General features: G+C 49.5%; 20 protein-coding genes. 11 read left to right on the top strand and 9 right to left on the bottom strand.

From position 1 onward, the window contains the following. Positions 1-30: 30 nt before the first annotated feature. The 6 genes from AC1DYT_RS04100 (at position 31) to AC1DYT_RS04075 (ending at position 7,348) form a co-directional block, all read left to right on the top strand. Positions 31-1,707, top strand: a complete 1,677-nt coding sequence (locus tag AC1DYT_RS04100) for a hypothetical protein (RefSeq protein WP_477468378.1) — start codon at positions 31-33, stop codon at positions 1,705-1,707. After that, positions 1,700-2,650: a glycosyltransferase family 2 protein gene (locus AC1DYT_RS04095; RefSeq protein ID WP_477468377.1), complete on the top strand. Its 951-nt coding sequence runs from the start codon at positions 1,700-1,702 to the stop codon at positions 2,648-2,650. Before AC1DYT_RS04100 ends, AC1DYT_RS04095 begins: the two co-directional genes overlap by 8 nt. Continuing rightward, the gene (locus AC1DYT_RS04090) at positions 2,650-3,726 is read left to right on the top strand and encodes a glycosyltransferase family 4 protein (RefSeq protein ID WP_477468376.1); all 1,077 of its coding nucleotides are present in this window, start codon (positions 2,650-2,652) and stop codon (positions 3,724-3,726) included. Before AC1DYT_RS04095 ends, AC1DYT_RS04090 begins: the two co-directional genes overlap by 1 nt. Next, the gene (locus AC1DYT_RS04085; RefSeq protein WP_477468375.1) at positions 3,723-4,856 is read left to right on the top strand and encodes a DUF1972 domain-containing protein; all 1,134 of its coding nucleotides are present in this window, start codon (positions 3,723-3,725) and stop codon (positions 4,854-4,856) included. The genes AC1DYT_RS04090 and AC1DYT_RS04085 overlap by 4 nt, the downstream gene beginning before the upstream one ends. Next, positions 4,816-6,144 carry an O-antigen ligase family protein gene (locus AC1DYT_RS04080; protein WP_477468374.1) on the top strand — a complete coding sequence of 443 codons (1,329 nt, stop codon included), beginning with the start codon at positions 4,816-4,818 and terminating at the stop codon, positions 6,142-6,144. Before AC1DYT_RS04085 ends, AC1DYT_RS04080 begins: the two co-directional genes overlap by 41 nt. Positions 6,145-6,475: 331 nt before the next feature. Beyond that, positions 6,476-7,348, top strand: coding sequence for a nucleotidyltransferase domain-containing protein (locus tag AC1DYT_RS04075; RefSeq protein ID WP_477468373.1), 873 nt, complete (start codon positions 6,476-6,478; stop codon positions 7,346-7,348). Here AC1DYT_RS04075 and AC1DYT_RS04070 read toward each other — a convergent pair whose 3' ends face one another. The 5 genes from AC1DYT_RS04070 to AC1DYT_RS04050 are packed head-to-tail and all read right to left on the bottom strand — an operon-like array spanning position 7,349 to position 12,929. Next, positions 7,349-8,167, bottom strand: coding sequence for an SAM-dependent methyltransferase (locus AC1DYT_RS04070; protein WP_477468372.1), 819 nt, complete (start codon positions 8,165-8,167; stop codon positions 7,349-7,351). It lies immediately after the preceding gene. Next, positions 8,164-9,633: a B12-binding domain-containing radical SAM protein gene (locus tag AC1DYT_RS04065; protein ID WP_477468371.1), complete on the bottom strand. Its 1,470-nt coding sequence runs from the start codon at positions 9,631-9,633 to the stop codon at positions 8,164-8,166. Before AC1DYT_RS04065 ends, AC1DYT_RS04070 begins: the two co-directional genes overlap by 4 nt. Position 9,634: 1 nt before the next feature. Continuing rightward, positions 9,635-10,675 (bottom strand): radical SAM protein, encoded by a 1,041-nt coding sequence (locus AC1DYT_RS04060; RefSeq protein WP_477468370.1) that lies wholly within the window; start codon positions 10,673-10,675, stop codon positions 9,635-9,637. Further along, complete coding sequence (locus AC1DYT_RS04055; RefSeq protein ID WP_477468369.1) at positions 10,672-11,427, bottom strand: class I SAM-dependent methyltransferase; 756 nt, start codon at positions 11,425-11,427, stop codon at positions 10,672-10,674. The genes AC1DYT_RS04060 and AC1DYT_RS04055 overlap by 4 nt, the downstream gene beginning before the upstream one ends. Then, positions 11,427-12,929, bottom strand: a complete 1,503-nt coding sequence (locus AC1DYT_RS04050; protein ID WP_477468368.1) for a B12-binding domain-containing radical SAM protein — start codon at positions 12,927-12,929, stop codon at positions 11,427-11,429. The genes AC1DYT_RS04055 and AC1DYT_RS04050 overlap by 1 nt, the downstream gene beginning before the upstream one ends. Positions 12,930-13,112: 183 nt before the next feature. Here AC1DYT_RS04050 and AC1DYT_RS04045 point away from each other — a divergent pair, with 183 nt between their 5' ends. The 5 genes from AC1DYT_RS04045 to AC1DYT_RS04025 are packed head-to-tail and all read left to right on the top strand — an operon-like array spanning position 13,113 to position 18,135. Beyond that, entirely contained in the window at positions 13,113-13,928 is an 816-nt protein-coding gene (locus tag AC1DYT_RS04045) for a class I SAM-dependent methyltransferase (protein WP_477468367.1), read from the top strand. Next, positions 13,915-15,078, top strand: a complete 1,164-nt coding sequence (locus AC1DYT_RS04040; RefSeq protein ID WP_477468366.1) for an amidohydrolase family protein — start codon at positions 13,915-13,917, stop codon at positions 15,076-15,078. Before AC1DYT_RS04045 ends, AC1DYT_RS04040 begins: the two co-directional genes overlap by 14 nt. Then, positions 15,078-16,076, top strand: coding sequence for a polysaccharide deacetylase family protein (locus tag AC1DYT_RS04035; RefSeq protein ID WP_477468365.1), 999 nt, complete (start codon positions 15,078-15,080; stop codon positions 16,074-16,076). The genes AC1DYT_RS04040 and AC1DYT_RS04035 overlap by 1 nt, the downstream gene beginning before the upstream one ends. Then, the gene (locus AC1DYT_RS04030; protein ID WP_477468364.1) at positions 16,051-17,016 is read left to right on the top strand and encodes a GNAT family N-acetyltransferase; all 966 of its coding nucleotides are present in this window, start codon (positions 16,051-16,053) and stop codon (positions 17,014-17,016) included. Before AC1DYT_RS04035 ends, AC1DYT_RS04030 begins: the two co-directional genes overlap by 26 nt. A 15-nt stretch (positions 17,017-17,031) precedes the next feature. Next, positions 17,032-18,135, top strand: coding sequence for a glycosyltransferase family 4 protein (locus AC1DYT_RS04025; protein WP_477468363.1), 1,104 nt, complete (start codon positions 17,032-17,034; stop codon positions 18,133-18,135). Here AC1DYT_RS04025 and AC1DYT_RS04020 read toward each other — a convergent pair. The 4 genes from AC1DYT_RS04020 to AC1DYT_RS04005 form a co-directional block, all read right to left on the bottom strand. Continuing rightward, the gene (locus tag AC1DYT_RS04020; protein WP_477468362.1) at positions 18,123-19,187 is read right to left on the bottom strand and encodes a glycosyltransferase; all 1,065 of its coding nucleotides are present in this window, start codon (positions 19,185-19,187) and stop codon (positions 18,123-18,125) included. The genes AC1DYT_RS04025 and AC1DYT_RS04020 overlap by 13 nt on opposite strands. Then, the gene (locus tag AC1DYT_RS04015) at positions 19,171-20,847 is read right to left on the bottom strand and encodes an ATP-binding cassette domain-containing protein (RefSeq protein ID WP_477468361.1); all 1,677 of its coding nucleotides are present in this window, start codon (positions 20,845-20,847) and stop codon (positions 19,171-19,173) included. The genes AC1DYT_RS04020 and AC1DYT_RS04015 overlap by 17 nt, the downstream gene beginning before the upstream one ends. Positions 20,848-20,935: 88 nt before the next feature. Further along, positions 20,936-22,594, bottom strand: a complete 1,659-nt coding sequence (locus tag AC1DYT_RS04010; protein WP_477468360.1) for a tetratricopeptide repeat protein — start codon at positions 22,592-22,594, stop codon at positions 20,936-20,938. 128 nt (positions 22,595-22,722) lie between these two features. Continuing rightward, a complete protein-coding gene (locus AC1DYT_RS04005) occupies positions 22,723-23,550 on the bottom strand; it encodes an OmpA/MotB family protein (RefSeq protein ID WP_477468359.1) in 828 nt (275 codons plus the stop codon). Positions 23,551-23,558 lie beyond the last annotated feature (8 nt).

The following is a 23,558-nucleotide window of genomic DNA, read 5'->3' as shown; positions in this document are numbered from 1 at the left end:
ATCCGCATCTAAACAACAACGCTAACATCAATGGCCGCCAGCCTCACGTACCCCTACCTGCAAAAATGGAAAAGCTATGCCGATTGGAAGCTACTGGCCCTGCTGCTGCTTTTTCTCAACGTAAAGCTTGCAGTAAAAATCCCGGCCATCGCCATCATCTACCTGTTACAGTTCGATTTTAAATTCGGCTTCAGCCTTAAAAATTCGCGGCTGCCCTTGTTTTATCCGCTCATCATTGCGCTTTCACTTACCGGGCTTTTCATCAACCGGGGATACCAGAATATCGACTATATCATCGTCATCATTACGGGGGTATTTTTCTGGCTGCTGTGCCTATTGGCGGTGCACCAGGTAAAACTATCCGTAGAAAAACATACTGCGGAGACCACTCACCATACGCTGCTACTGTTTTTCATCATAAACATAGCGGTATCCGCCGGAAACCTGCTGGCCATCATTTGGGAAACGCACGCCATAAACCCCTACACCTACCAGGGCAATTACCAAAAATATTTCATCGGCACCGGCGATTATATCAAGGGCCTTAGTTTCGATACCTCTACCACCAACGCCGCGCTGAATGCTATGGGCGTTATTTACTTTTTGGTGCGGCAAAAACCGGTTATGCTGTTGGCTTGCATGGCAACGCTACTCCTTTGTGGCAGCAATTTTGTCAACATCGCTTTATTGCTGATACTGGCCGCGCTTTTTATCTTCAGGAGTACCCGTGCCCAAAAAAGCCTCATCGTTACCTGCCTCATGTTCGTGGTGGTGTTTATGGTGAAGGTATCGCCGCAGAATAATATTTACGTAGCCGAAACCATCAAGAATGCTTTCGAAAAGCAAAAACCACATCCGGCTGTGGCGCAAGCCGTGACGGCGGCGCTGCCCATCACCCAACGCCCCGACTCGGTGCTCACGCCCGACGAAAGGAAAGAAAAAATAGCCAGGCTTTATCTCGATAGTCTCAGTGCCGTCCTATATTTAAAAGACACCAAAGACAAGCCGCCCCTGGTGGCAGTAAAGCCGGTCATTCGCAACGAGGAAGGGCGCATTATGCTGCCGCAAGACAGTATCCACACTGCTCGTTTTCAAAGCATAAAAGTGCCGCAGGCCGCGCAGCAGCCGCTCATCCGCTTCATCAACACGCACGATGCCGCTTTGCCTATCTCTGCCAAAACGGTAAAAGTGCCCCAATTGCCCGGCAAGGCCATCAGCATGCTGCAAACGGGTAAATTCTTGTTACAGCATCCGGCCAGGATACTCGCGGGCGATGGTATCGGGAATTTTTCGTCTAAACTGGCATTCAGGGCAACGGGGTTGGGGATCGCGGGTGGCTATCCGCATACATACATCTACATCAATTCTGATTTTCTAAAGAACCATCTGGATGTGTACCTCGATTTCTTCAGCAAGCAAACCGGGCTGCATTCGCTTACCAACAGTCCGTTCTCTGTTTACAACCAGTTAGCGGCTGAATATGGCTTGCTTGGTTTGCTGGCCTTCGCCATTTATTACGTTTGGTTCTTTGCCCGGCATTACAAAAAGCTTAGCTATGGCCTGCCCATACTGGCGCTGATGCTGGCGGTGCTGTTGGTAGATTATTGGTTCGAGCAGTTATCCATCATCGTGTTCTTCGAACTGCTGCTATTCCTCAACATTAAAGAAACAGCCGAAGGGCAGGAAGGAGCAGCAGCTTATGCCTGAGCCAAATATTACCGTACTGATGCCTGCCTACAACGCCGGCAAGTACATTAGCGAAGCCATTGCATCGGTACTGGCGCAAACCTTTACCGATTTTGAGCTAATGATTGTAAACGATGGATCTACCGATAATACGCTGGAAGCCATTAGCGCTTTCGCCGATAAGCGCATCGTGGTTATCCACCAAAGCAACCAGGGTGTTGCCGCTGCTTTGAACAAAGGACTGAAATATGCCCGCGCGCCCTACATTGCCCGTTTCGATGCCGACGACATTTGTTACCTCCACAGGCTGCAAACGCAGTACAATTTTATGCTGGCGAACCCAGCCTACAGCATCGTAGGCTCGGAGGCGGATTATATTGATACCCATGGTGAGTTTCTGTTTACGCACCAACTGGCGGCTTACAGCAGCGACCAGATCTTGGCCCTGCCTTTTGATGTATGCCCCATGATACACTCCTGTGTGATGTATAAAAAAGAGGCGGTTATGAAGGCGGGCGGCTATAATGAACATGCCTATACCTTTGAGGACCATTTTTTATGGGCCGGCATGCTCAAAACACAAATGGCCTGCAACCTACGCGAACCGCTTATCAAAGTACGCCTGAACCCCGAATCGGTTACTATCGACGAGAAATGGCACACCCGAAAATTCAGGTCGATAAAAAACACCTCGCTCAAAACTCAGCGCATCACCGCCGATGAAGGTGCCGAGCTGCAGCAAATAGGCAGCAGGCAATACTCGCCCAAAAACAAACAAGGAGCCTACTATGCGCTCTGCGGCAAAAAATTCCTACTGAACAATTACCAGCCTCAAAGGGCCCGCCACCATATGGCCAGGGCCATTGCGCTGCAACCCCTGCGGCTTGATAATTACCTGCTTTATACCATCAGCTACCTACCGCAATCATTCATCAACTGGCTGCATATCAACCTCGCCAGATAATGAAAGTAGCATTCATCACACGATCGACATTGCACACCGTCCCCGGCGGGGATACGGTGCAGGTAATGCAAACGGCAAAGCACCTTGCCGGGCTAGGCGTACAAGTAGAAATAAAGTTAGCCAACGAAGCTATTGCTTATGAGGAATATAACCTGCTGCATTTCTTCAATATCATACGCCCGGCAGATATCCTTTACCACAGCCAAAAGGCGCGGAAGCCCTTTGTGGTTTCAACCATCCTGTGCGACTATAGCGAGTACGATAAGCACCAGGCCAAAGGCATACGCGCCTTGCTGGGGCTATTGCCGGTCAACAGTATCGAATACGTAAAGACCATAGCCCGCTGGCTGATGGGGAAGGACCATCTCTCAAGCATATCCTACCTGCGGCTTGGCCAGCGTAAAAGCATCCAAAAAATACTACGCGAGGCAACCTTAGTGCTACCAAACTCGGTATCTGAATATGAGAGGCTCATCAGCGCCTATAAGCATAGGGCGCAGTACCGGGTTATCCCCAACGGGGTTAATCCGGGGTTGTTCCACAACGATGATGCAACGGGCAAGGATGATTGCCTGGTACTGTGCGTGGCGCGGATAGAGGGTATCAAGAATCAGCAGAACCTGATAAAGGCGCTCAACAACACGCGCTTCACCCTGCTGATGATAGGTGCGCATGCACCCAACCATGCGGCATACTACCGCGAATGCCTGGCTATGGCGGCGAGTAATGTACGCTTCATCAGCCATATGCCGCAGGCCGAATTGGTAGATTATTACCGCCGTGCCAGGGTGCATGTGCTGCCCAGCTGGTTCGAGACTACGGGGCTCAGCTCGGTAGAAGCGGCTGCCATGGGCTGCAATATAGTGATAAGCGACAAGGGCGATACACGCGAGTACTTTGGCAACGATGCCTATTACTGCAACCCCGCCGAGCCGCAAAGCATACTGGCAGCGGTAGAAAAGGCAAGCAAGGCCGCCTTTAATGAAGGCCTGCGGCAAAGGATATTAAAACAATTTACCTGGCAACAGGCAGCTATACAAACTTATAAAGCATATCAAATAGCACAACCTACATGAAATTACGAATTGGCATATTGGGCACGCGGGGCATACCAAATTACTATGGAGGGTTTGAGCATATCTCTGAATATGTTTCGGCAGGATTGGTGCAAAAGGGCCACTCGGTAACCGTTTACAACTCGCACAACCACCCCTATACCGCGAGCAGTTGGAACGGGGTAGACATTGTGCACTGCTACGACCCGGAGTATCTAATCGGCACCGCAGGCCAGTTCGCCTACGATTTTAACTGCCTGCGCGATGCCCGCACCCGTAACTTCGATGTGGTGCTGCTGATGGGCTACACCAGCAGTTCGGTTTGGGGCCGCATGTATCCGCCCAACAGCGCCATCATCACCAATATGGACGGGCTGGAGTGGAAACGCTCCAAATACTCCAAACCTGTGCAGCGCTTTTTGAAGTATGCGGAAAAACTGGCCGTTAAGTATAGTCAGTTTTACATCGCCGATTCCAGAGTCATCGGCACTTACCTTAAAGATAAATACAGCATCGATAGCCGGTACATTCCTTACGGTGCGGATTTATTCTCGGAAGAAGAGCGCGAGCAATTGGATAAAACAGATGCCCAAAAAGAAGATTATTTTTTGCTGATGGCCCGCATGGAGCCGGAGAACAATATCGAGGCAATTTTAGAGGGCTTCAACGAAAGCGCATCTGCCAAAAACTTCAAGGTGCTGGGCGATACAGGCAACCGTTTCGGCAAGTACATTACGCACCGATTCAAGAACGATAGTCGCATACAATTCAAAGGCTCCATATTCGATAATGCGGTAGTGCGCTCGTTGCAAAACAACTCTTACCTGTATTTCCATGGGCACAGCGTAGGCGGCACCAACCCCTCGCTGCTGGAAGCTATGGCCAGCGAGGCCCTCATTGCCGCGCACAACAATCCTTTCAATAAATCGGTGCTGCAAAGCGACGCGTTTTATTTCGACAATGCTGCTGAGGTACGTCGGTTGGTTGAGAATGTGCAGCGGCACGATACCGAACGGACCATGGTAAAAAACAACCTGCACAAAATACAGTACCAGTTTAACTGGGAAAAGGTGATAGACGAGTACGAGGAATTTATTTTGGAATGCTACCATGCCCACACCTTTGAAAGAATTGTTCCCGCGCGGGGATAGCCTTGCCAACCGTATAAGCTATTATCATTTGGCCCTGCTGCTGCTGAGCCTGCCTTATGATATGTTCTACAGCCACCTGATACTCATCAGCTTTATACTACATACGCTTATCCATTTAAAACGGGCGGAGGTAAAACCCTTGTTCACTCTGCGTAACCTGGCACTGGCATCCATATTCTTCCTAACGCTCGCCGCTACTACTTACAGCATCAATAAGCCTGTGGCCTTTGGCGAATGGGGCAAGCAAATCACCATCCTGCTTTTCCCGCTGGTGTTCAGCCTCAACCCTATCGACCTGAAGAAATACCGCGCCCCGCTACTGCTCAGCTTCGCTCTGGGCAGCACGGTGGCCATCCTTTACCTGTACCTGCAGGCATTCCGGGCTATCCGTTTTTATCATTTCCCTATATCTGCCATATATTCTGCCGATTTTACCAACCATAACTTTGCCGGTCCGCTGGAGATACACGCCACGTTTTTCTCCATGCAGATAGCGCTTGCGCTGGCATACCTGGTAACGGAATTGGTAAAAGCGAAGCCTGGCGCCTATCGGGCTTTATGCATTTGCTGCACCCTTGTGTTAGCTGCCGGCATCATTCAGCTCAGCTCCAAATCGGTATCGGTTGCTTTGCTCGTCATCATCAATATCGCCATCCCGCTATTTCTGCTAAAGGGCAAAAGTCTGCTGCGCTACACTGGCGTAACGCTGTCGGTTTCGGCTTTGCTTATCGCCGGCATTTATCAGATGGATAATTTTAAGGAACGATACATTACCGACCTGAAAACCGACCTGAGCAAAGCCAAAGCCGATGAACTTTTCGACCCCCGGCTGGCGCGCTGGCAACTTGCACTGAAACTGGCGGCAAAATCGCCGGTAATTGGCCATGGCGCAGGCTCGGAGATTGGGCTGTTGAAAGAAGAATTTTTCGGGCATCATTTCTACCGCTCGTACCTGGCGGGGCTGAATGCGCATAGCGAGTTCATCAGCCTGCTGATAAAAGCGGGCCTTGTTGGCCTATTGGTTTATCTGGTTACGTTGTATTCCGGCTTCCGGCAGGCTATACGTAGGCGCGATGTATTGTTGTTCAGCTTTATGCTTATCATCGCCACAGTATCCTTTTCAGAAAATCTGCTGGATGTAGATAAGGGCATCTTCTTCTATGCACTTTTCTTTTCGTTCATGGTGTTTTCGGGGGACGCGAGAAAGGAGTCCGATAAGGTTGGGCGGCGGAAACTTAAAACATACGGTCGTGCCGAGTTTATCCCGGCACCCCATATGCAAAATTGATGGAGCGCAAAGCGGTTGGGCACCGGGCCGATTCGCCCGGTAGGGCCCTGAAACATTTACCAGTTCTATGTTGTGTGGTGGGTGATGGTGAGCTTGTCGAACCATAGCGGGCAGGCCTTTACGCGCGCCTTTCGACACGCTCAGGATAACCCGGCGCTCCTTGGCATTAGCATAAATAGTTTATTAACAGGCAACCCAACACGCTTTTGCACCGTCATATCTATAGTAACAAGCAGATACAATCCCGGTAAAACCGGCCGTAAAAAATATCTTAAACAGCATCGTGTCACCCGTCCAAAAAAACATATTAGCCACCCTCGCGTATTTTGACATGTTCGATTACCCGTTGACGTACGGCGAAATCTTTCTGTTTTTGGGCGAGCGGCACTGCCGGCACGAGTTCAACGATGCCCTCAATTGCCTCGTTGCGGGCAAAATGGTTTACCATCTGGATAAATACTACGCGCTGAAAAACGACTACCTGGTTATCCTACGCCGCAATAAAGGCAATAAAAAGGCAGCCGAATTGATTGCTAAAGCGCGCGAGGTAGGCAGCTTCCTCATCAGGTTCCCTTATGTGCGGGGCATTGGCATCTCCGGCTCGCTATCCAAGAACTTTGCGGATGAGAAATCGGACATCGACCTGTTCATCATCACGGCCAAAAACCGGCTTTGGGTGGCGCGCACGCTGATGCACTGCTTTAAAAAGCTCACCTTTTTGGTGAACCGGCAGCACCATTACTGCATGAACTATTATATAGACGAGCAGCAACTACAGATTGCCGAGCAGAACATCTACACCGCCATAGAAACCGATACGCTGATACCCTTAGAGGGCGATGTAACCTTCGAGAAATTCTACGCCGCCAATGCCTGGACCCGCGCCTTGCTACCCAATAAAACCCTGCGGCTGGCATCGGCAAAGCCCCTGAGGAATTACGGCTTAAAAGCACTGGCAGAATGGCTGTTGGATAACCGTTTCGGCAATATGCTGGATGATGTGCTGATGCGCATAACCGCCAGCAGGTGGGATAAGAAAACCTCCCGGAAAAAGCTGAACATGCGTGGCTTGGTGATGAGTATGGCCACCGGCAAGCACTTTGCCAAACCAGATCCGTTGAACTTCCAAAAACGGCTGATGGAGCGGTACAAACAAAAGCTGACCTATGTGTTGCAGCAAACCGAGGAGCGCGTAGCGCAATAATCAACCCTTCTTCCGCAGCGAGATGATGTAATAGTCGCCGACATATTTCCAGGGCCAGGTGGCTTTAAGCTTATCCTCCCGCTTCACCAAAAACCGGTATAGCCGGGGATACTTTTCGGCAAAACCCTCCATATACGATGGTGGCACAATGGTACAAAGTCCATCTATGCCCAGCAGGTCAAACTCATCTTTTAAGTGTTTTTTGATGTACGATGGCGGATAATACCAGCAGGTAAAATGCACGCCCTCTACATGCGCCTTGCGCCCCTTCGCACTGAAATACCTGCGGAATGCGGTTTTGAATTTACCTTTGAACACCAACAACGTTTCCCATAAGCAAAATTTGGGCAGGATAACCAGCGTTACCGTACCACCCGGCTTCAGCAGCGAGGAAAATGAGGCCAGCACCTTATCCAGTTCGCCGGTGCAGTTGAGGCCGGCAAAGTTGGAGAAAATGAGGTCATAGGGTCCACGTTCTTTAAGTTGCTCCAGGTGGTTAAAAGAGCATAGCTCATTGGTTACCCTGTCATCCATCCCCGCTGATTTCACTTTGCATTGAAGCTGGCTTTGCATCCCTTCGGAGATATCAGTAGCATGCACCTTAAAGCCTTCCTGCGCAAAAAACAGGGCATCTTCGCCGGTGCCGCTGTTGAGTTCTAATATGTGGCTGCCTGGTTTTAGGTATTGCAAAACATTGCTGCGTACCCGATTGCGTTTGTAGGCAATGATGGTATCGGCCCCGTACAAGTCATCGAACACAGCCGATTGATTGCTGAAGGCTGCCCCGGCTAGTTGCTCATTGTGGATGGTCTCTGTCATAAGGCGCGTTCCAGGCGGTTCAACTTCAGTTTTTCCATATAAGTGCGCGGCGTGTGGTACAGCACCGAGAGGGCTTTTTTCAGGCTCTGCATCGTAAAAGCCGCCGGGTTTTTGAACAGCCTGGTGAGGTTACTCAATGCCAGATGCTTGTGATAGTTTTGGTGTACGTATCGGTGCAGCTGCTTATAATATGGCGCGGGGAAAGTGTTAGCGAACATCAGTGCCATCTCGTCGGAATCTGTCCAGTTAGTTTTCTTTTTCAGTTCGGCCTTTACCCTGTCGTAAAACACGGTGCCCGGCAACGGGTACGATACCGATATGCCTATCTCGAAAGGCAACAGGCGGTTTATCATGGCGATAGTGAGGGCTATATCGCTTTTGGTTTCGCCGGGATAACCGAATTGGATGAAGAACGAGGGCTTGATACCGTGGCGTTTCATCAACGCGGTAGCGGTTCCTATCTGCGCTATGGTGATGCCTTTATCCATGGCATCCAATATTTTTTGCGAGCCGCTTTCGGCACCTATCCATGCATTATCGCAACCCGATTGGGCCAAGGCTTCCACCAGGTCTTCCTCCACCAGCAAATCGGCGCGTGATTGTATTTTGTACCTGATGGTGATTTGTTGCTCTTGCAGCAAGCGGGCAAACTCTAATACCCAACCTGGCTTCAGGCCGAAAATATCGTCACAAAACCAGATATGGTCTATCCCATAATTCCGCTTCAGCAGCCTAATTTCCTCCACCACGTTTTGCGGACTGCGTGAGTTATAGCGGTTGCCGTAAATGGGCTTGGCGCACCAGTTGCATTTGAAAGGGCAGCCCCGCGTAGTGCCAATATTCACCGAAAAATAGCCTGCGCTCTGCAGCCACATGGCGCGGTATTTAGCCATATCGGCCAAATCCCAGGCGGGCAACGGCAGGCTGTCCAAATCTTTAATCACGGAGCGGCCGGGCGTTTTCGTAATTTTATCACCTAGGTGGTAAGCCAATCCCATGATGCCCGCATAATCCAGGCCGCCGGTTTTGATATGATTGCACAACTCCAGCAGGGTATGCTCCGCTTCGCCTATGATGACGAAATCGGCGCCCTCGGCCAGGTAGTCGGCATAGCGGTCGGTAGCATCTGAACTGGAAACGATTACCGTACAGCCCTGCGCTTTGGCCAACTTGCACATCTTAAAAGCGGCCTCGCGCATATTGGTAAGGCACATTTTGGTAAGGTAGTTAAACCCATCATCATATATCACGAAAAAGCCGGGCTTTTCGGCTAGCGCTGGGATAACCTCATCAGCATCTGCCGAAAACATGGTATCGAACAGGCTCACCTTATAGCCCTCGCGGCGCATGAGCGCGGCAGCGTATAGCGTACCCAGAGGCGCATAAGGCTGCCCCAACGCCCATTGTTTCGGGTCGAACTGGAGGAAATACGAATGACTGAATAATATGTTATTTAGGCCTTCCATCTCAGTTAAGCTTGGTTAGGGGCGATAAATTCAAGGAGCACACGCATTTTTCGCAGGTAGGGTTACTGCCCATGTTCAATGTTTTGCGGAAAGCCAGCGCGGCAGGGCCATTCAGTATCTCTGTTAACGAATTATCGCGAATATTGCCCGTAGCCTCATGAAAGAAACATGGGCGAACGCTGCCGTCCGCTTCTATCACTGCCGATACCCAGGGGGCATTGCATTTTTTGAAGGGGAAGGTGTTATGCCCGTAAAAAGCGGCGTAATACCTATGAATATCCCTGAGTTTTTCGGGCGGTTCGGCAATGAAACCCGGCGGGAAATTGCCGTCTATCACTTGTTCTACTACGGCTTTTAATTCGTCCAACTCCTGTTCGCCGGGCAAAATCTCATGCTGCTTAGGTTCGCTCCAGGCTACCTGGCGGTTAAAGGCATGGCTGCTTACGTCTGCCGGCAAAAAGCTTACCTGGTCTATCCCCATCCCCTGGGCCGCCCTTAAAATAGCCGACCAGTTACGAAAGTTGAGCCGATGGATAACCGTGCGGGCTGTTATTGGGTATTGCGGATTGATAGTGCGCAGCTGTTCCACGCCTTCCTTTAGTTTCCTGAAGGCCCCCGGGATATCGCGGATGGCATCGTGCAGGGCTTCGTCGCCATCCAGGGATAGAATGAGGTCATCTACCCATTTAACAATTTCTGCGGCATGCTTTTTTACTGATAAACCGGTAGAGAGTAGCGTTATCTTCATGCCCTGCATCTTCAACAACCTGCACAGCGTAAAGAAATTCGTATTCAACAGGGCTTCCCCGCCGCTCATCAGTACCCTTTGCGTGCCCAGTTGCTTCAGGCTGCCAAGCAATCCGCTAATGTCCTGTGCGGTCAGCTGTTTCAGGTTTTTGTTATCCTTCCAAATATCGCACATTACGCAACGGCAGTTGCAGGCGCTGTGCGGCATCAGGATCACCACAGGCAAAGCCTGTATCCTGTGCGTTTGCAGCGTGCGGTAACGCTTAAAGGTATGGTATATGCCCTGCCCTATCATGCGTTTTCCTTGTTAATCCGTACCCAATAAAGCGGACTCCGTTTCAGCAAACGGTTCCTGAGGCTGTGGGGGGAGCTCAGCACCTTGTGGCTAAAAGTCGCCAATTCATCAAGCGTGTGGTGGTAATAAAACTCCGCCATTTGCGGGTAACCCATAGCCGAATAATATTCTTGCGTGCGCATTGCAGCATCATCGACATTGAATACCGTATAAAAATTGCTGTCGATGAGGTGTATCTCGCCGCCATCCATAAGGTATTGCTGCATTTTTTGGATGGTATCCCTTAGTGGCGAAAAATATTGGATAGATGCCGCGAAAAGGATGATATCGAACTTTGCGCCCTCGAAGCGCCCGTCATCCACGCTTCCGGCAAAGAACTGCAGGTTCTGCTTTTTGAACACCCTTGCGGCCTGAGCCACCTCCGTGCCGTTCACGTCAAGCGCAACAACATTGGCCGCCTTTATCTGCGCCAGCTTTGCGGCCAGCCAGCCGTTGCCGCAGCCTACTTCTAAAATATAAAGTGGCTTATTCTTTTTAGCCAGGTAGCTTATCAACCTGTCGGCCGAACCTTTCCTTACCTGCCATTCCTTATAATGCCGGTGCGATGGCGCTATCTCCGGCAGTTGCAGCAATTCCTCATCCGAATAAATCCTTCCTTCCAGCGCGCGCACGGCAAGGTACAGCATCTCAAAATCGGTGCTGGTGTCAGTCGGCGGTGGAGCGTTTTGGGGCAAGGGCATCTTATCAGTCATTAAAAACCTTGTATTTCGGGCTGGCGGTAGCGCCACACCTTTTGCAAAAGCTTTATCTCGTATGGGTAATGGTATATATCTATTTTATAGCGTAATCCGGCCACGAGTTTGATGGCTTTGCGTTTTAGCCAGTTGAGGCGTATATCGGTTACCGTGGGGTACACGCCGTTCAGCACGGTCTCAAAATTCCGTATCTTATCTATCATCTCGGGTGTGAGCCAGGGCGTAAGCGGATTCTTGCGCAGGTCGAAACTCTCCCAGGCCGGACTTATCCAATCTTCCAACGTCTCCGGGAACCTGAAACCGCTGGCCAGCACCTGCTTGTACAGTTCAGAACCCTCGGTAGGCACCGGGCTATAAGTGTATATCACAATCTCGGTTTTGGGGTTTACGGCCTTTACTTTCTTGATAAAATCAATCTCGAAATCAATCTGCGCCTGTACCTGCTGCTGCGTGGGGGCAGGCGTACCTAGTACGAAGGAATACTCGGGGATGATATCGAATTTCTTCAATCGCGAGGCAAACTCGATGATCTGCTCGCCGGTTTGGGTGCCGCCCTTGTCCATCTGTTCCAGTATGGCGTTATTGCCGCTTTCCGCGCCGAAGAAGATGATCTTGCAGCCCGATTCGCGGATGGCCTTTAACGACGAATCCTTGAATTTGTGCATAGTATCTATCCGGGCCATGCCCCACCAGGTCATATTCTCGGGTTTGATCAGTCGGGCAAACTCTACGGCACGTTTCTCGGAAACGAAGAAGTTATTATCATGGAACTCGATAGCATCTGCCCCCCATTTATCTTTGATGTATTTTACATCCTCATAAACCTTCTGTGCCGATTTAGCTTTCCAGCGCGCCTCGTAAATAGGTACTACCGCGCAAAACGAACAGGTGAACGGACAACCGATGCTGGAGTGGTAGGCCAGCGTTTTTTCGCCCAGGTAGGTTTTACCCAAAAACTTGGGTATGGGGTAAAACGCTGCCAGTTTATCGTAGGGCAAAGGTGGCAGCCCGTCCTGGTCTATCAAATCTTCCTTGGCGGTTTTGTGTATGCGGCCATCTTCGGCTTTATAAATGAGGTTCCTGATGAACTCGTAGGGCGTACCGTTTTCCAGCGCATCAATCAATGCGGGGAAGGCATGATCGCCCGGGCCGTTGATGATGAAATCTACATAGCCCGAATACAGCACTGCATTGGGCTGGTTAGATGGGAAATAGCCGCCCCATATCATTTTGGTATGCGGGTATTTTGCCTTTACCGCTTTTGCTATGGTGATGGCCTGCCTAAGCTGCGGGCCGGGCATTACCGTAAAGCCCAGGTATTTTACGCCGTTATTTTGCAGGTAGTCCTCGATTTTTGCCAAAGGGTCGGCTTCGCAGTTGCCGTCTACGATTATCCAGCCATATTTACCCTCTACCGATGCCGCAATATTCAGGATAGAATTGGGTATGCGGTACTTATTTATCGAACTTTTTGGGTTGAATAGTAATATCTGGTTCATGTAATACGCGCGGCTGTACTTTAAAAATTAAAAATCCCCCGGTGTGATGAGGCGTTACCCTCATCAATTGCAACCGGGGGCCCCCATATAAACAAAAACTTGTTCCTTATCCTCTAATCACCCGCACATAAACAATACGCCAGCGCTTTTAGGTGAGTTGCCTGCGCCTGTAAATAAAGCCTGGTGGGCAACCTTTCATATGCAGCCCGCGTAACCTTAAATAACCCGGCAATAATTAAAGTAGTGGTGATAGACGCGCTGAAAAATTATGTTAAGCAACACCTTTTCCATTCGCCCATCAGCGAGCGGGACTCGGTAACGGCGTATGATATCTGGTCGAAAAATTACGACGAGCAGCCGGGAAACCTAATGCTCGATTTGGACGAGGCGCTGTTTTGCAAACTGTTGCAAGGCCTGCCCATCCACCAAAAAAAGGTAGCCGATATTGGTTGCGGCACGGGCCGCCACTGGCGGCGGATGCTGGATATGGGGCCCGCAAAGCTTACTGGCTTCGATGTATCGTCGGGCATGCTGCGCCGGCTGGAGCAGAAACACCCCGGTGCCGAAACCTACCAGATAACCGATAACTTTTTTAAGGATATCCCCTCCAAAAGCTACGATACCATCGTATCTACCCTTACGGTGGCCCATATCAAGAACCTCGGCGAAGCTTTGCAGGCCTGGTGCCGCATATTGAAACCTAAGGCAGATATCCTGATTACCGATTTCCACCCCAGTACGCTGGCTTTCGGAGGCAAACGCACATTCCGGCATGATAATGCTACCATCGCCATCCAAAATTTCGTGCACCTTACCAGCAGCATTAAAGAGATATTACTGGCGCATGGTTTCAGACTGGTAGCACAGGAGGAACTTAAAATCGACGAATCGGTACGGCATTATTACGAGCAGCAAAACGCGCTGCATGTATACGATACCTATAAAGATTTCCCGATAATTTATGGCATGCATTTGAGGAGGGGGAATGATACTGAATAACGTGCAGCTGATAGACGGGCAAACCGTGAGCATCCGGGTGAAGGAGGGTAAAATAGCATCCATATCCGATGTGCCCCTTACCTCGAAGGACTGCCAGCAGGCTATGTTCCTTAATGCCCTCATCTTCCCCGGTCTCATCAACTCGCACGACCATCTCGATTTTAACCTCTTCCCGCAATTAGGCACACGCAAATACGCCAACTACACCGAATGGGGCAGGCATATCCATGAGACTTATGCAACGGAGATAGCCGCCGTACAAAAGATACCGCAACACTTGCGCGAGCAATGGGGCATATATAAAAATCTGATTTGCGGCGTAACCACAGTGGTAAACCATGGCGAGCATCAAATAACAGGCGATAAGCTGATAAGCGTATTCGAGGCGACGCAAGATTTACATTCCGTGCATTTCGAACCGCATTGGAAAAGGCGGCTTAACAACCCCTTAAAGATGCACCTACCCGTGGCCATACACACGGGCGAAGGCACCGATGCAGCAGCCCGTCGCGAAGTAGAGCAGCTTATCAGTTGGAACTTATTGCATCGTAAACTCATCGGCATACATGGCGTGGCGCTTACGCCTTCTCTCGCAAAGTCGTTTAAGGCGGTGGTCTGGTGCCCGCAATCCAATTATTTCCTGCTCGGCGCAACGGCACCGGTACAACACCTCAAGAAGCATACCCGCATTTTGTTCGGCACGGATTCCACGCTTACCGGAGATTGGGACATATGGGAGCATATCCGCACGGGGCGCGGCACGGGCATGCTTAAAGATGATGAACTTTACGATGCCCTTACCCATAACCCCGCCATAACATGGAAGCTTAATTGCGGCCGCATAGCCCTGGGTTTGGATGCTGATTTGGTCATCGTAAAAACCAGGCCCGATAGCACGCCGTTGGATACTTTCTATGGTACCAAACCTGAGGATATCCTGATGGTGATGCAAAAGGGCACTATCCGCCTGTTCGACCAAAGCCTTTACCACCAGCTAACGGATATACCCCTGAACCAGTTCAGCAAACTGTACGTAGGTAACAGCATCAAATATGTGCAAGGCGATTTGCAGGGCCTGATGGCCGAGATACGCCAATACAAGGCCGATACGCAATTCCCGGTTTATCATCCATCAGAGCCCGCCGCCTAATGATAAGCGCACTGAACAAAATACTGACCAAAACAAGCCGCGAAGCCCGGTACCTGCGGGGCAATGCAAGGCATTTTATGGGCATGGATGCAGCGCACTTTGCCAAGGCCCGGGGCAACCGCATATTGGTGTACCATGGCATCTGCCAAAAGGATCCGCTGAAGTACAACACCCTTTTCATCACTCAGAAAACCTTTGAACAGCACCTGCAGTATTACCAGCGGTACTTCAATGTGGTATCGTTAGACGATTTTTTCGCGCAGCGTTTCTCGTCCACAAAATTCAATATCTGCCTCACTTTTGATGATGGTTTCGCCAATAATTACCACTACGCGCTGCCCTTGCTTGAGCAATATAAAACACCGGCAACATTTTTCGTAACGGCCATACGCGACGCAGGGTATGATATTTTATGGAACGACCAGCTGAGTATCGCCGGGAAATACGGTCCGCCGGCACTGGATTTCCGGGGAGAGCGATACCTCAAAAATCGTTACTGCAAATACGTAAATGCCAGGGGCCAAAGCATGAACGATAAGCTGCGCCAAACCGGCTTTGCCGAAAAAGCCGAATTGATGCGCCTGCTGGATAAATTGGTACCCTTCCGCAAAAAAGGCCTGGATACCGACTATTGGCTACAGATGACACCCGCGCAAATACAGGTAGCATCTGCTTCGCCGTATATCACAATAGGCTCACACGGGTACTATCATAACGACCTCGCCGGTATCCCCGCGGTAGATGCAGCTAAGGAGCTGACAGCCAGCAAACAATACCTCGAAAGCCTTACCGGCAAGCCTGTAAATAGCCTTGCTTTCCCCTATGGGAGCTATCCGAAAAAAAATTTACATTTATTTAAAACAATAGGCTACACCCAATTGTTAGCTACAGACCTTAATGGATCCCATGCCGACCGCGCTATGCGGGAACGGCTTACCATAAACCCTTTTATCTCAATTACAAATCAAATGAATGCAAACATTAAAGGCACCTATTGACAGTAAAATCTTCGACGGCACATACCGCATCGAACGTTTCAATGTAGATAAGCTAAGCTGCCTTTCTTATCTGCACATGGCCGTATATGGCAAACTATTGCCCCAGGATTACTTCCTTAAAAAATACAACACCGCTTTTACCGTGGTTACCTATACGGGCTTCCTTGCGTATGACAATAAAGGCCTGCCCGTGGCTTTTTACGGGGTGATACCCTGCTTTATAGAACACAAGGGTAAATTGGTGCTGGCAGCACAATCGGCAGATACCATGACCCACGCCGACCATCGCCAGAAAGGGCTTTTTGTTGAATTGGCCAAACGCACCTACGCCCTGTGCCAAAAAGAAGGCATCAGGTTAATATTCGGCTTCCCCAACCAAAATTCACTGCCGGGCTTTATCAATAACCTGGGTTGGCAGGAAGCCGGTTCTCTGCAACGGTTTACCCTCCCTGTAAAATCCCTCCCGCTCGAAAAGCTGGCCGGCAAGCTAAACCTGAAAGGCCTTTACACGGCATACTGCAAAACCGCAATGAGGCGCCGGCAACCAAAAAGCGGGGTCCCCAATTCGGTATTGGCCGAGGGTTACGGCGGCGTTTACCGCGACGAGGAGTTCCTTGCTTACAAGAATTATACTAACACTCATACCCTGCAAATAGGCAAGGCCTTAGTTTGGTTTAAGATACAAAACGGCCTGATAGTTGGCGATATCACCGGCTACGCGGATAATTTCGAAACCGTGATGACCCGGCTGCAAAGGCTTTGCCGTAAGCTGGGGCTTAGTCAGTTGCAGTTCCAGGTAAATACCAAAAGCAAATTGCATAGCCTGCTAAAAGCGTACGGAGAGCCTGTACCATCGTTCGTTATCGCCATCAAGGACCTTGGCTCGGGCATTGCGCCGGAGAAACTGGCCTTTACCTTTGCCGATATCGATATTTTTTAACGCCTTAGCCTGCCTATGAGATATGTTTTCGCCGGCTATGTTTATACCGGGCAGTTCAACCAACCCGAAGCCTGGCTCAAACGCATCAACGCCTACACTGGCATACTGGAAGCCCTGAGCAAGGACAACCAGGTCATCAGCATTGAGCAGATAGATTATGAGGGACAGTGCATCAATGGAGGGGTAGATTACCGTTTCATGCGCTACGGCAAGCTATCGCTACGTTATTTCCCCTGGCGATTGAACAGGTACGTCCGCAGCCTTAAGCCCGATGTGGTGGTAGTGCAAAGCCTCAACTTCCCGCATCAGGTGCTATTGCTTAGGCTGATGCTGGGGCGCAGCGTAAAAATCATTGTACAAAACCATGCCGAGCGACCCGCTACAGGCCTCAGGAAACTACTCCAAAAAACAGCCGATAAAAGCATAGATGCCTACCTGTTTGCCTCTTACGCCATGGGGATAGAGTGGGTGGCCGCAGACAACCTTGCTTCGGCCAGCAAAATACACGAAGCCATGGAGGTGTCGTCGGTTTTCTACCCAATCGACAAGGGTCTTGCCTGGCAGAAAACCGGCGTTACAGGAAGCAATGTTTTTCTATGGGTTGGCCGCCTTAACGATAATAAAGACCCATTGACCGTGGTGAGCGCATTCCTGCGGTTCGCCGAGGCCGAGCCGCAAGCAAGACTGTACATGATATACCATACCGAGGAATTGCTGGATGCTATAAAAGCATTGCTGGCATCTACGCCTGGCCTTGCTGATAGGGTGGTGTTAATTGGTGCGATACCGCACGAGGATTTACTGTACTGGTTCAATAGTGCCGATTTTATCCTATCCGGCTCGCATTACGAGGGTAGCGGCGCATCGGTTTGCGAGGCCATGTCCTGCGGTTGCGTGCCGGTGGTTACCGATATTTTGTCCTTTCGGATGATTACCAACAACGGCCAGTGCGGCCTGCTTTACCCGCCCGGCAACCTCAAAGCCTTGCTCGATGCTTTGCATAAAACCCGGCAGTTGGACCTTCCGCAACAACGCCAACGCAGCCTCGACTACTTCCGCAGCAACCTTTCCTTCGAGGCAATTGCCAGGCAGATAGCGCAGATAGCTCAATCTTTATAGCTGTACAGGCGCATCAGGGCTTTCGCGTTCTCGGCGATTGGGTAAGGCATCACAGGTTTATGGTCCTGATGCCTTTTTTGCAAAATTCCCTCTACTGCATCCAGCATTCCCTCTGAAGTATCCACTACATGCCAGTTGGGTATCTCAGCCTCCATTGCTTTTACAAAACTTACCACCTGAGCGCCCGCATAAAGGGCCTCCAGGCAAACGGTACTGAAGCCCTCATATTCGGAGGTGTGCATAAACACGCGGCTGCGCTGCATCAGTGCTAGTACCTGCGGGTGGGGCAATTCGCCTTTCAGTATCAGGTTGTCGCCCAGGCCCAGCTTTGCAGTCAAATCTTTCAGGTTTTCTATTTCGGGGCCGTCGCCGCATATTACCGCTTTAATGTTGGGGTGGTTTACTTTCAGTTGATGTATCAGCTCTGCGAATAAATGATAGCGTTTTAAGGGAATCAAAGAGCCAACACCCAAAATATCGATATCCCTTTCCCCGGTGTTCTCGCCGAAAGCGGCAGGCAGCACTGCGTTAGGTATCACGTGCGCCGGCGCGAGGCCATAGTTCTTTTGGTATTCGGCGCGTAAGGCATCCGACAGGGCTATCAACTCATTGCTCACGGGTCTTATCCAACGGGCATATTTATTGCCTGCTTTGGCATCCTGCCCCAATAGCCAACTATAATGCATCAGGCCCTTACGCCGTGCAAAACGGTTACCCACAAACGCCGCCTCGCCCAGCCAAAAGCTTAGCAGACCAACAACTTTATACTGCCTGTGTAGTTTGCGTAAACGCATCCATACCCGTAGCCAGGTTAGCAGCCGATACAAGCCACCCTTGCTCCTGCCGCCGAAGGCAAACACCTTCACGCCGTTCCACAGGTATTCGCCTGGTTTAAAGGGGTACTGAAAACTTAGGATAATGATATGCAGATTGGGGTATTCCTGTTGCAGGGCCAGCACAAAGGCCTGCTGGGCGGGCAGGCAGGTGGTATCGGCCTCGCTTGCCGCAAAACCCGGGCTAAGTATCACCAGGGCATCAGGCATAGGCCTCATCAAGCGATATTACCCGGCTGCAAAATTCCAGGCTGGTGCGGTTATGGGTTATCAGGATAATGATTTTGCCCTGCCGGGCCAGTCCCTGTAGGTTGGTCAATAGCTCGTGTTCGGCCTCTGTGTCAAGCTCGCTAAAGGGCTCATCCAGTATCAGCAGATCGAACTTATGGTATAGCGCCCTCGCCAGCATCACTCTTTGCCGCTGCCCGCCGCTGATGTTCTTCCCGTCCTGACTAATGAGTTTGCAAATGCCGCCCGAGTACTTCTTCAGCAGGCTATCCAGGCCGCAAAAGGCAATAACGTAACGTAGCCTGTCCTCGTCGAAATCATCATCGGTAAGGGTAATATTCTTCAGCACCGATTCCTTTATAAAAAATGGTTGCTGTTTTACGTAGGAAATTTTATGCTGATAGCCTTGCCTCGCGTTGGCATCGCACACCGTATTGTTTATGCTGATGTCGCCCGCATCCTGCTGCAAAAAGCCCAGCAGCAGGTTTGTCATGGTGGTTTTGCCCTTGCCCGATCCTGCCGAGATGCCCACCATATCGCCCATGGTAAGCCGGAAGCTGATATCGTTCAAAACGGCGTGTTCTTTATAGTTAAAACCAACGCTATCGAACTCCACAGAGCGAATGGTTTCTACCGTAGAGGTACCGGAGAGCAAAGCTTCCTGTTCGGTGCCTTTTATCAGATCGGCCAGGATAAACTCGTAGGTTTTCATTTGCCCTGCACTGTTCATTATCTTCACTATACCGGGAATCACCTTGTAAGCAGCAGCCATGAACACGCCAATCGTGAGCAGGTTTACCGCAGGCGCATTGGCGGTATATTTGTTAACGGCAATCAGTATAAAAAAGCCCATTACGGCAAATACCTCCATTAAACGGGCGGGCAGGCCCTGCCAGGTTTGCTGGGCGGCGATAGTATTGTTCAACTGCTGCTGATCGGCCACGTAGCGGCCGCTAAAAAAGTCTTCCTTTTCGTATATCCTGTTTTCTACATAACCGGCCAGCGCCTCATTTACATGCTTTATAGAACGCGCGCTGGCGGCTTTTATCCTACCGCGCAGCATCCTCAACTTGCGGCGGCCAAGCCAGGCCAGCAAGGTTACGGGTGGCAGCAGCAGCACAAACAGTATCAAAAACAACGATGGATGATAAAGCAGAATAGCAGCGATAGTGAACATGATAAGTACCCCCTGGCATATCATCTGCTGAAAGTTGGTAAGGATATTATGGCCAAACTCGATAGGCTGGTGGCTGATGCGCCGGGTTTGCACGGATGAATCGGTATGAATGTACTGGGCATAACCACCACGCAGATAATTGAGCATATTGCGTTTAGAGAGGCGCGAGGCCACATCGTAAAAAAAGTGGTGCTGCGCCTTTTGCACCGCGAAGCCAAGCACATTCTTCAGCGCAAACATCAACAGGAATACGCCAATAAGCAGCAGGGAACCCTTATCGGCCAGTTGGGCCGGCAACCAGTTAAGTTTGCTATTGGCCGATGCCTGCGTATAGAAATTGATGATGAGCAGCAGTGCGCCCAAAAAAGCGATATCAAGCAAAGCCACCAGTACATCCAATGCGATGAGCCTGTAAAGCCTGCTTTTTTCCTGTTGGGAAAGGATAATGAAGATACTTTTAATGATATGTTTCAAGGCCCTGAGGTATTTGACACTAGTTACGTAAAATACGATGGAATGGTTGCTTAAAAATACAATGGGCTCTGGGTTCGGTGTTATTGTATTAATCCTTCTTGTTCAGGATGTTCTCTTTGATGTAGATTGCTTCTTTTACCATGACTTTTTTCTTGATCAGGTCGTCCAGATCGGTTATCGCACCATCATTTATACTATAGTCTTTTTCTTTGCAGGTTTTTATAAACTGTATATACAACGCTTTGGCGTTTTCAAAATCGCCTTTTGCCAGGGTGGCCAATGCTATATTAAACATGGCATAGGTGGCGTCTTCCTGATAAGTGAGTGCTTTGTAAGAGTGTTTTATGCAGGCGTTATAATCACCGAGACAGTAATAATCCCAACCCATATTACCATTTGCAATGGCATATGTGCTATCGATGGCAATCGCCTTTTCAAGTGCCGCTATCCCCTCTTTATACCTGCCAAGTTTATTGAGCGAAATATCAATATCTACGTAAGCATATTTATAATCAGGGTTTGCTTTTATTGCGGCCTTGTACCAATTTATCGCTTTTTCGTAGTCGTTGGTGGCGTGATAACAATCACCTATACGGCCCATCAGGTACTCATTATTTTTATCCATACTAAACGCCTTTTTAAAATCAACGAGGGCTTTGCTGATGTCCTTATTATAAAAATAGGCATCACCCCGGTCTTCATAAAAATTGCTGCGGTTAGGGTTTCGGGTTATGGCCTGGTTTTGTTGAGTTATGGCGGCCGGGTAATCATCCATGGCGTAATAAATGTCGCCCTTAATATTAAAGCCGTCTGCATCCTCAGCGTGTTGGTTGAGATGCAAATTGATATAAAACATAGCGCTATCAGGCATGTTTACATCCTTGTATGCGCGTGCAAGATTATAATGACACCACCTGTAATTATTAACTATAGCTAAAGTTTCCAGGTAGCCATCTATAGCTTCGCGGTCTTTATCCTCATCCATGTAAATATCCGCACGTTCATAAAGCGCCTCAAAATGCCTGGGAAATAATCTTATTGTTTCATCATAATCAGCCAATGCTTTTTTATGCAATTTTAATTCCTCGTAACATTTGGCGCGAAGGTGATAGGCGTGGGCATATTGGGGCGAAAGCGATATAACTTTAGTACAATAACCAATACTTTCTGCGAATTTATCCTGCCCGAATAATATTTCGGCCTTAAGCAAATTGGCACTAAACAAATCCGGTTGATCGGCCAGCAGCTTATTCAAATCTGAAGCAATCTTATCGGGCATATCAAATTGCAGCAAAAGCTTCAACCGCTTTATAAATGTAGTGGAGGGGGCTTTATTGATATAGGGCAAAACCGTTTTTACCACATTAGCAGAATTCTTTGAAAAAATCGCTTTTAAAAATGCATTTAATGGCGCTACTTCTGCAGGCGAAAGTTTGCCGCTTGCTGCAATATCAATAAGATCTATTAATTCCAGTATCTGGTAATCCAACACACGTTTTACATCGCCTTTAGAAAGCGCATACCTAAACCCGGTTGATAATAGTTTCACCCCTTTATCCATGCTATCCTCCCGGATACTGGCTAAACCGTCTTTAAAATAAACTGTAAAGTCACCTACCTGGTAACTCAATGTTTTAGATGGGGCGAAAGGTTTTTTGTGGGTAGTATCAACTTTTAATGCCGCCTGCGCAAAAACAGCAGCGCACACAAGCAAAAACGTGGGGATAAATTTAAAAGGTAGAGGCATGATATAAAAATACAGTATTCTCCTTAAAAGAAGAACAGCTGATAAAATATATAACTTACTACCAACCCCCAAATAAGGGGCAAAAAAAATCCCCCTTTGCAGGAGGATTTTATCATCATTCTTTATCGTTACTTCGTTATGAGGTTATACAACTCATCCAGTTTTGGCGTAAGTACTATCTCTATGCGGCGGTTTTTGGAGAGTGCCTCGGGGGTACCACCAGTGTCTATGGGCTGGAACTCGCCTTTGCCGGTTGCAGTGAGGCGGTGCGGATCTACCATTTCAACTTCGGTTAAATAGCGCGTTACCGACGTGGCGCGCAATACGCTCAAATCCCAATTATCTTTTATCTGGCCCAGGTTCTTTACCTTTTTGTCGTCGGTATGGCCCTCAACGGCTATGTTGATGTCGGCATCCTTGTTCAAAACGGCGGCTAATGATTTGAGTGCTTGCTTGCCCTTTTCGTCAATCACTATACTGCCAGAGGGGAACAGTAGCTTATCTGTTAACGATACGTACACCTTGCCGTTGCGTATATCTACGCTGAGTCCGCTCTGCTGGAAGCCCAATAGCGCGCTTTGCAGCTTATTCTTAAGGGCGTTGGCGGCTTCATCGCGTTTACGCAAAATTTCTTCTACCTCTTTAAGGCGAGCCTCGCGTTTCTGCAGGTCGCTCGATAAAGTGCTTACCTGCGACGTGCTTGCGTTGTAATTCTTATCCAGGCTGCTGTATTTTTTATCCAGCGCTGCGTAGTTACCGTTTAATGTAGCAATTTGGTTGTGCAGGCGGGCAGTATCGGCCATCAGCTGTGCCTTCTCGGTTTCGAGGGTAACGGTGCGGGTGGTCAGCGAATCGCGCTGAGCGAGCAATGTTTTGTATTTTTTGGGCGATAATACCACGCAGGAATGCAATGCCATCATCAGGGTTGCGGCTAATAAAAGGTGCTTGATTTTCATAATGCTTA

This window comes from Mucilaginibacter sp. P1_D10 (genome assembly GCF_056406215.1).
Note: the sequence above shows the minus strand (reverse complement) of the source record. Positions and strands in the feature narration are given on the sequence as shown.

Bases quoted from the DNA above. Each gene is read 5' to 3' on its own strand.
- AC1DYT_RS04100 (WP_477468378.1), top strand. From the start codon at position 31: ATGGCCGCCAGCCTCACGTACCCCTACCTGCAAAAATGGAAAAGCTAT.
- AC1DYT_RS04095 (WP_477468377.1), top strand. From the start codon at position 1,700: ATGCCTGAGCCAAATATTACCGTACTGATGCCTGCCTACAACGCCGGC.
- AC1DYT_RS04090 (WP_477468376.1), top strand. From the start codon at position 2,650: ATGAAAGTAGCATTCATCACACGATCGACATTGCACACCGTCCCCGGC.
- AC1DYT_RS04085 (WP_477468375.1), top strand. From the start codon at position 3,723: ATGAAATTACGAATTGGCATATTGGGCACGCGGGGCATACCAAATTAC.
- AC1DYT_RS04080 (WP_477468374.1), top strand. From the start codon at position 4,816: ATGCCCACACCTTTGAAAGAATTGTTCCCGCGCGGGGATAGCCTTGCC.
- AC1DYT_RS04075 (WP_477468373.1), top strand. From the start codon at position 6,476: ATGTTCGATTACCCGTTGACGTACGGCGAAATCTTTCTGTTTTTGGGC.
- AC1DYT_RS04070 (WP_477468372.1), bottom strand. From the start codon at position 8,167: ATGACAGAGACCATCCACAATGAGCAACTAGCCGGGGCAGCCTTCAGC.
- AC1DYT_RS04065 (WP_477468371.1), bottom strand. From the start codon at position 9,633: ATGGAAGGCCTAAATAACATATTATTCAGTCATTCGTATTTCCTCCAG.
- AC1DYT_RS04060 (WP_477468370.1), bottom strand. From the start codon at position 10,675: ATGATAGGGCAGGGCATATACCATACCTTTAAGCGTTACCGCACGCTG.
- AC1DYT_RS04055 (WP_477468369.1), bottom strand. From the start codon at position 11,427: ATGACTGATAAGATGCCCTTGCCCCAAAACGCTCCACCGCCGACTGAC.
- AC1DYT_RS04050 (WP_477468368.1), bottom strand. From the start codon at position 12,929: ATGAACCAGATATTACTATTCAACCCAAAAAGTTCGATAAATAAGTAC.
- AC1DYT_RS04040 (WP_477468366.1), top strand. From the start codon at position 13,915: ATGATACTGAATAACGTGCAGCTGATAGACGGGCAAACCGTGAGCATC.
- AC1DYT_RS04035 (WP_477468365.1), top strand. From the start codon at position 15,078: ATGATAAGCGCACTGAACAAAATACTGACCAAAACAAGCCGCGAAGCC.
- AC1DYT_RS04030 (WP_477468364.1), top strand. From the start codon at position 16,051: ATGCAAACATTAAAGGCACCTATTGACAGTAAAATCTTCGACGGCACA.
- AC1DYT_RS04025 (WP_477468363.1), top strand. From the start codon at position 17,032: ATGAGATATGTTTTCGCCGGCTATGTTTATACCGGGCAGTTCAACCAA.
- AC1DYT_RS04020 (WP_477468362.1), bottom strand. From the start codon at position 19,187: ATGAGGCCTATGCCTGATGCCCTGGTGATACTTAGCCCGGGTTTTGCG.
- AC1DYT_RS04010 (WP_477468360.1), bottom strand. From the start codon at position 22,594: ATGCCTCTACCTTTTAAATTTATCCCCACGTTTTTGCTTGTGTGCGCT.
- AC1DYT_RS04005 (WP_477468359.1), bottom strand. From the start codon at position 23,550: ATGAAAATCAAGCACCTTTTATTAGCCGCAACCCTGATGATGGCATTG.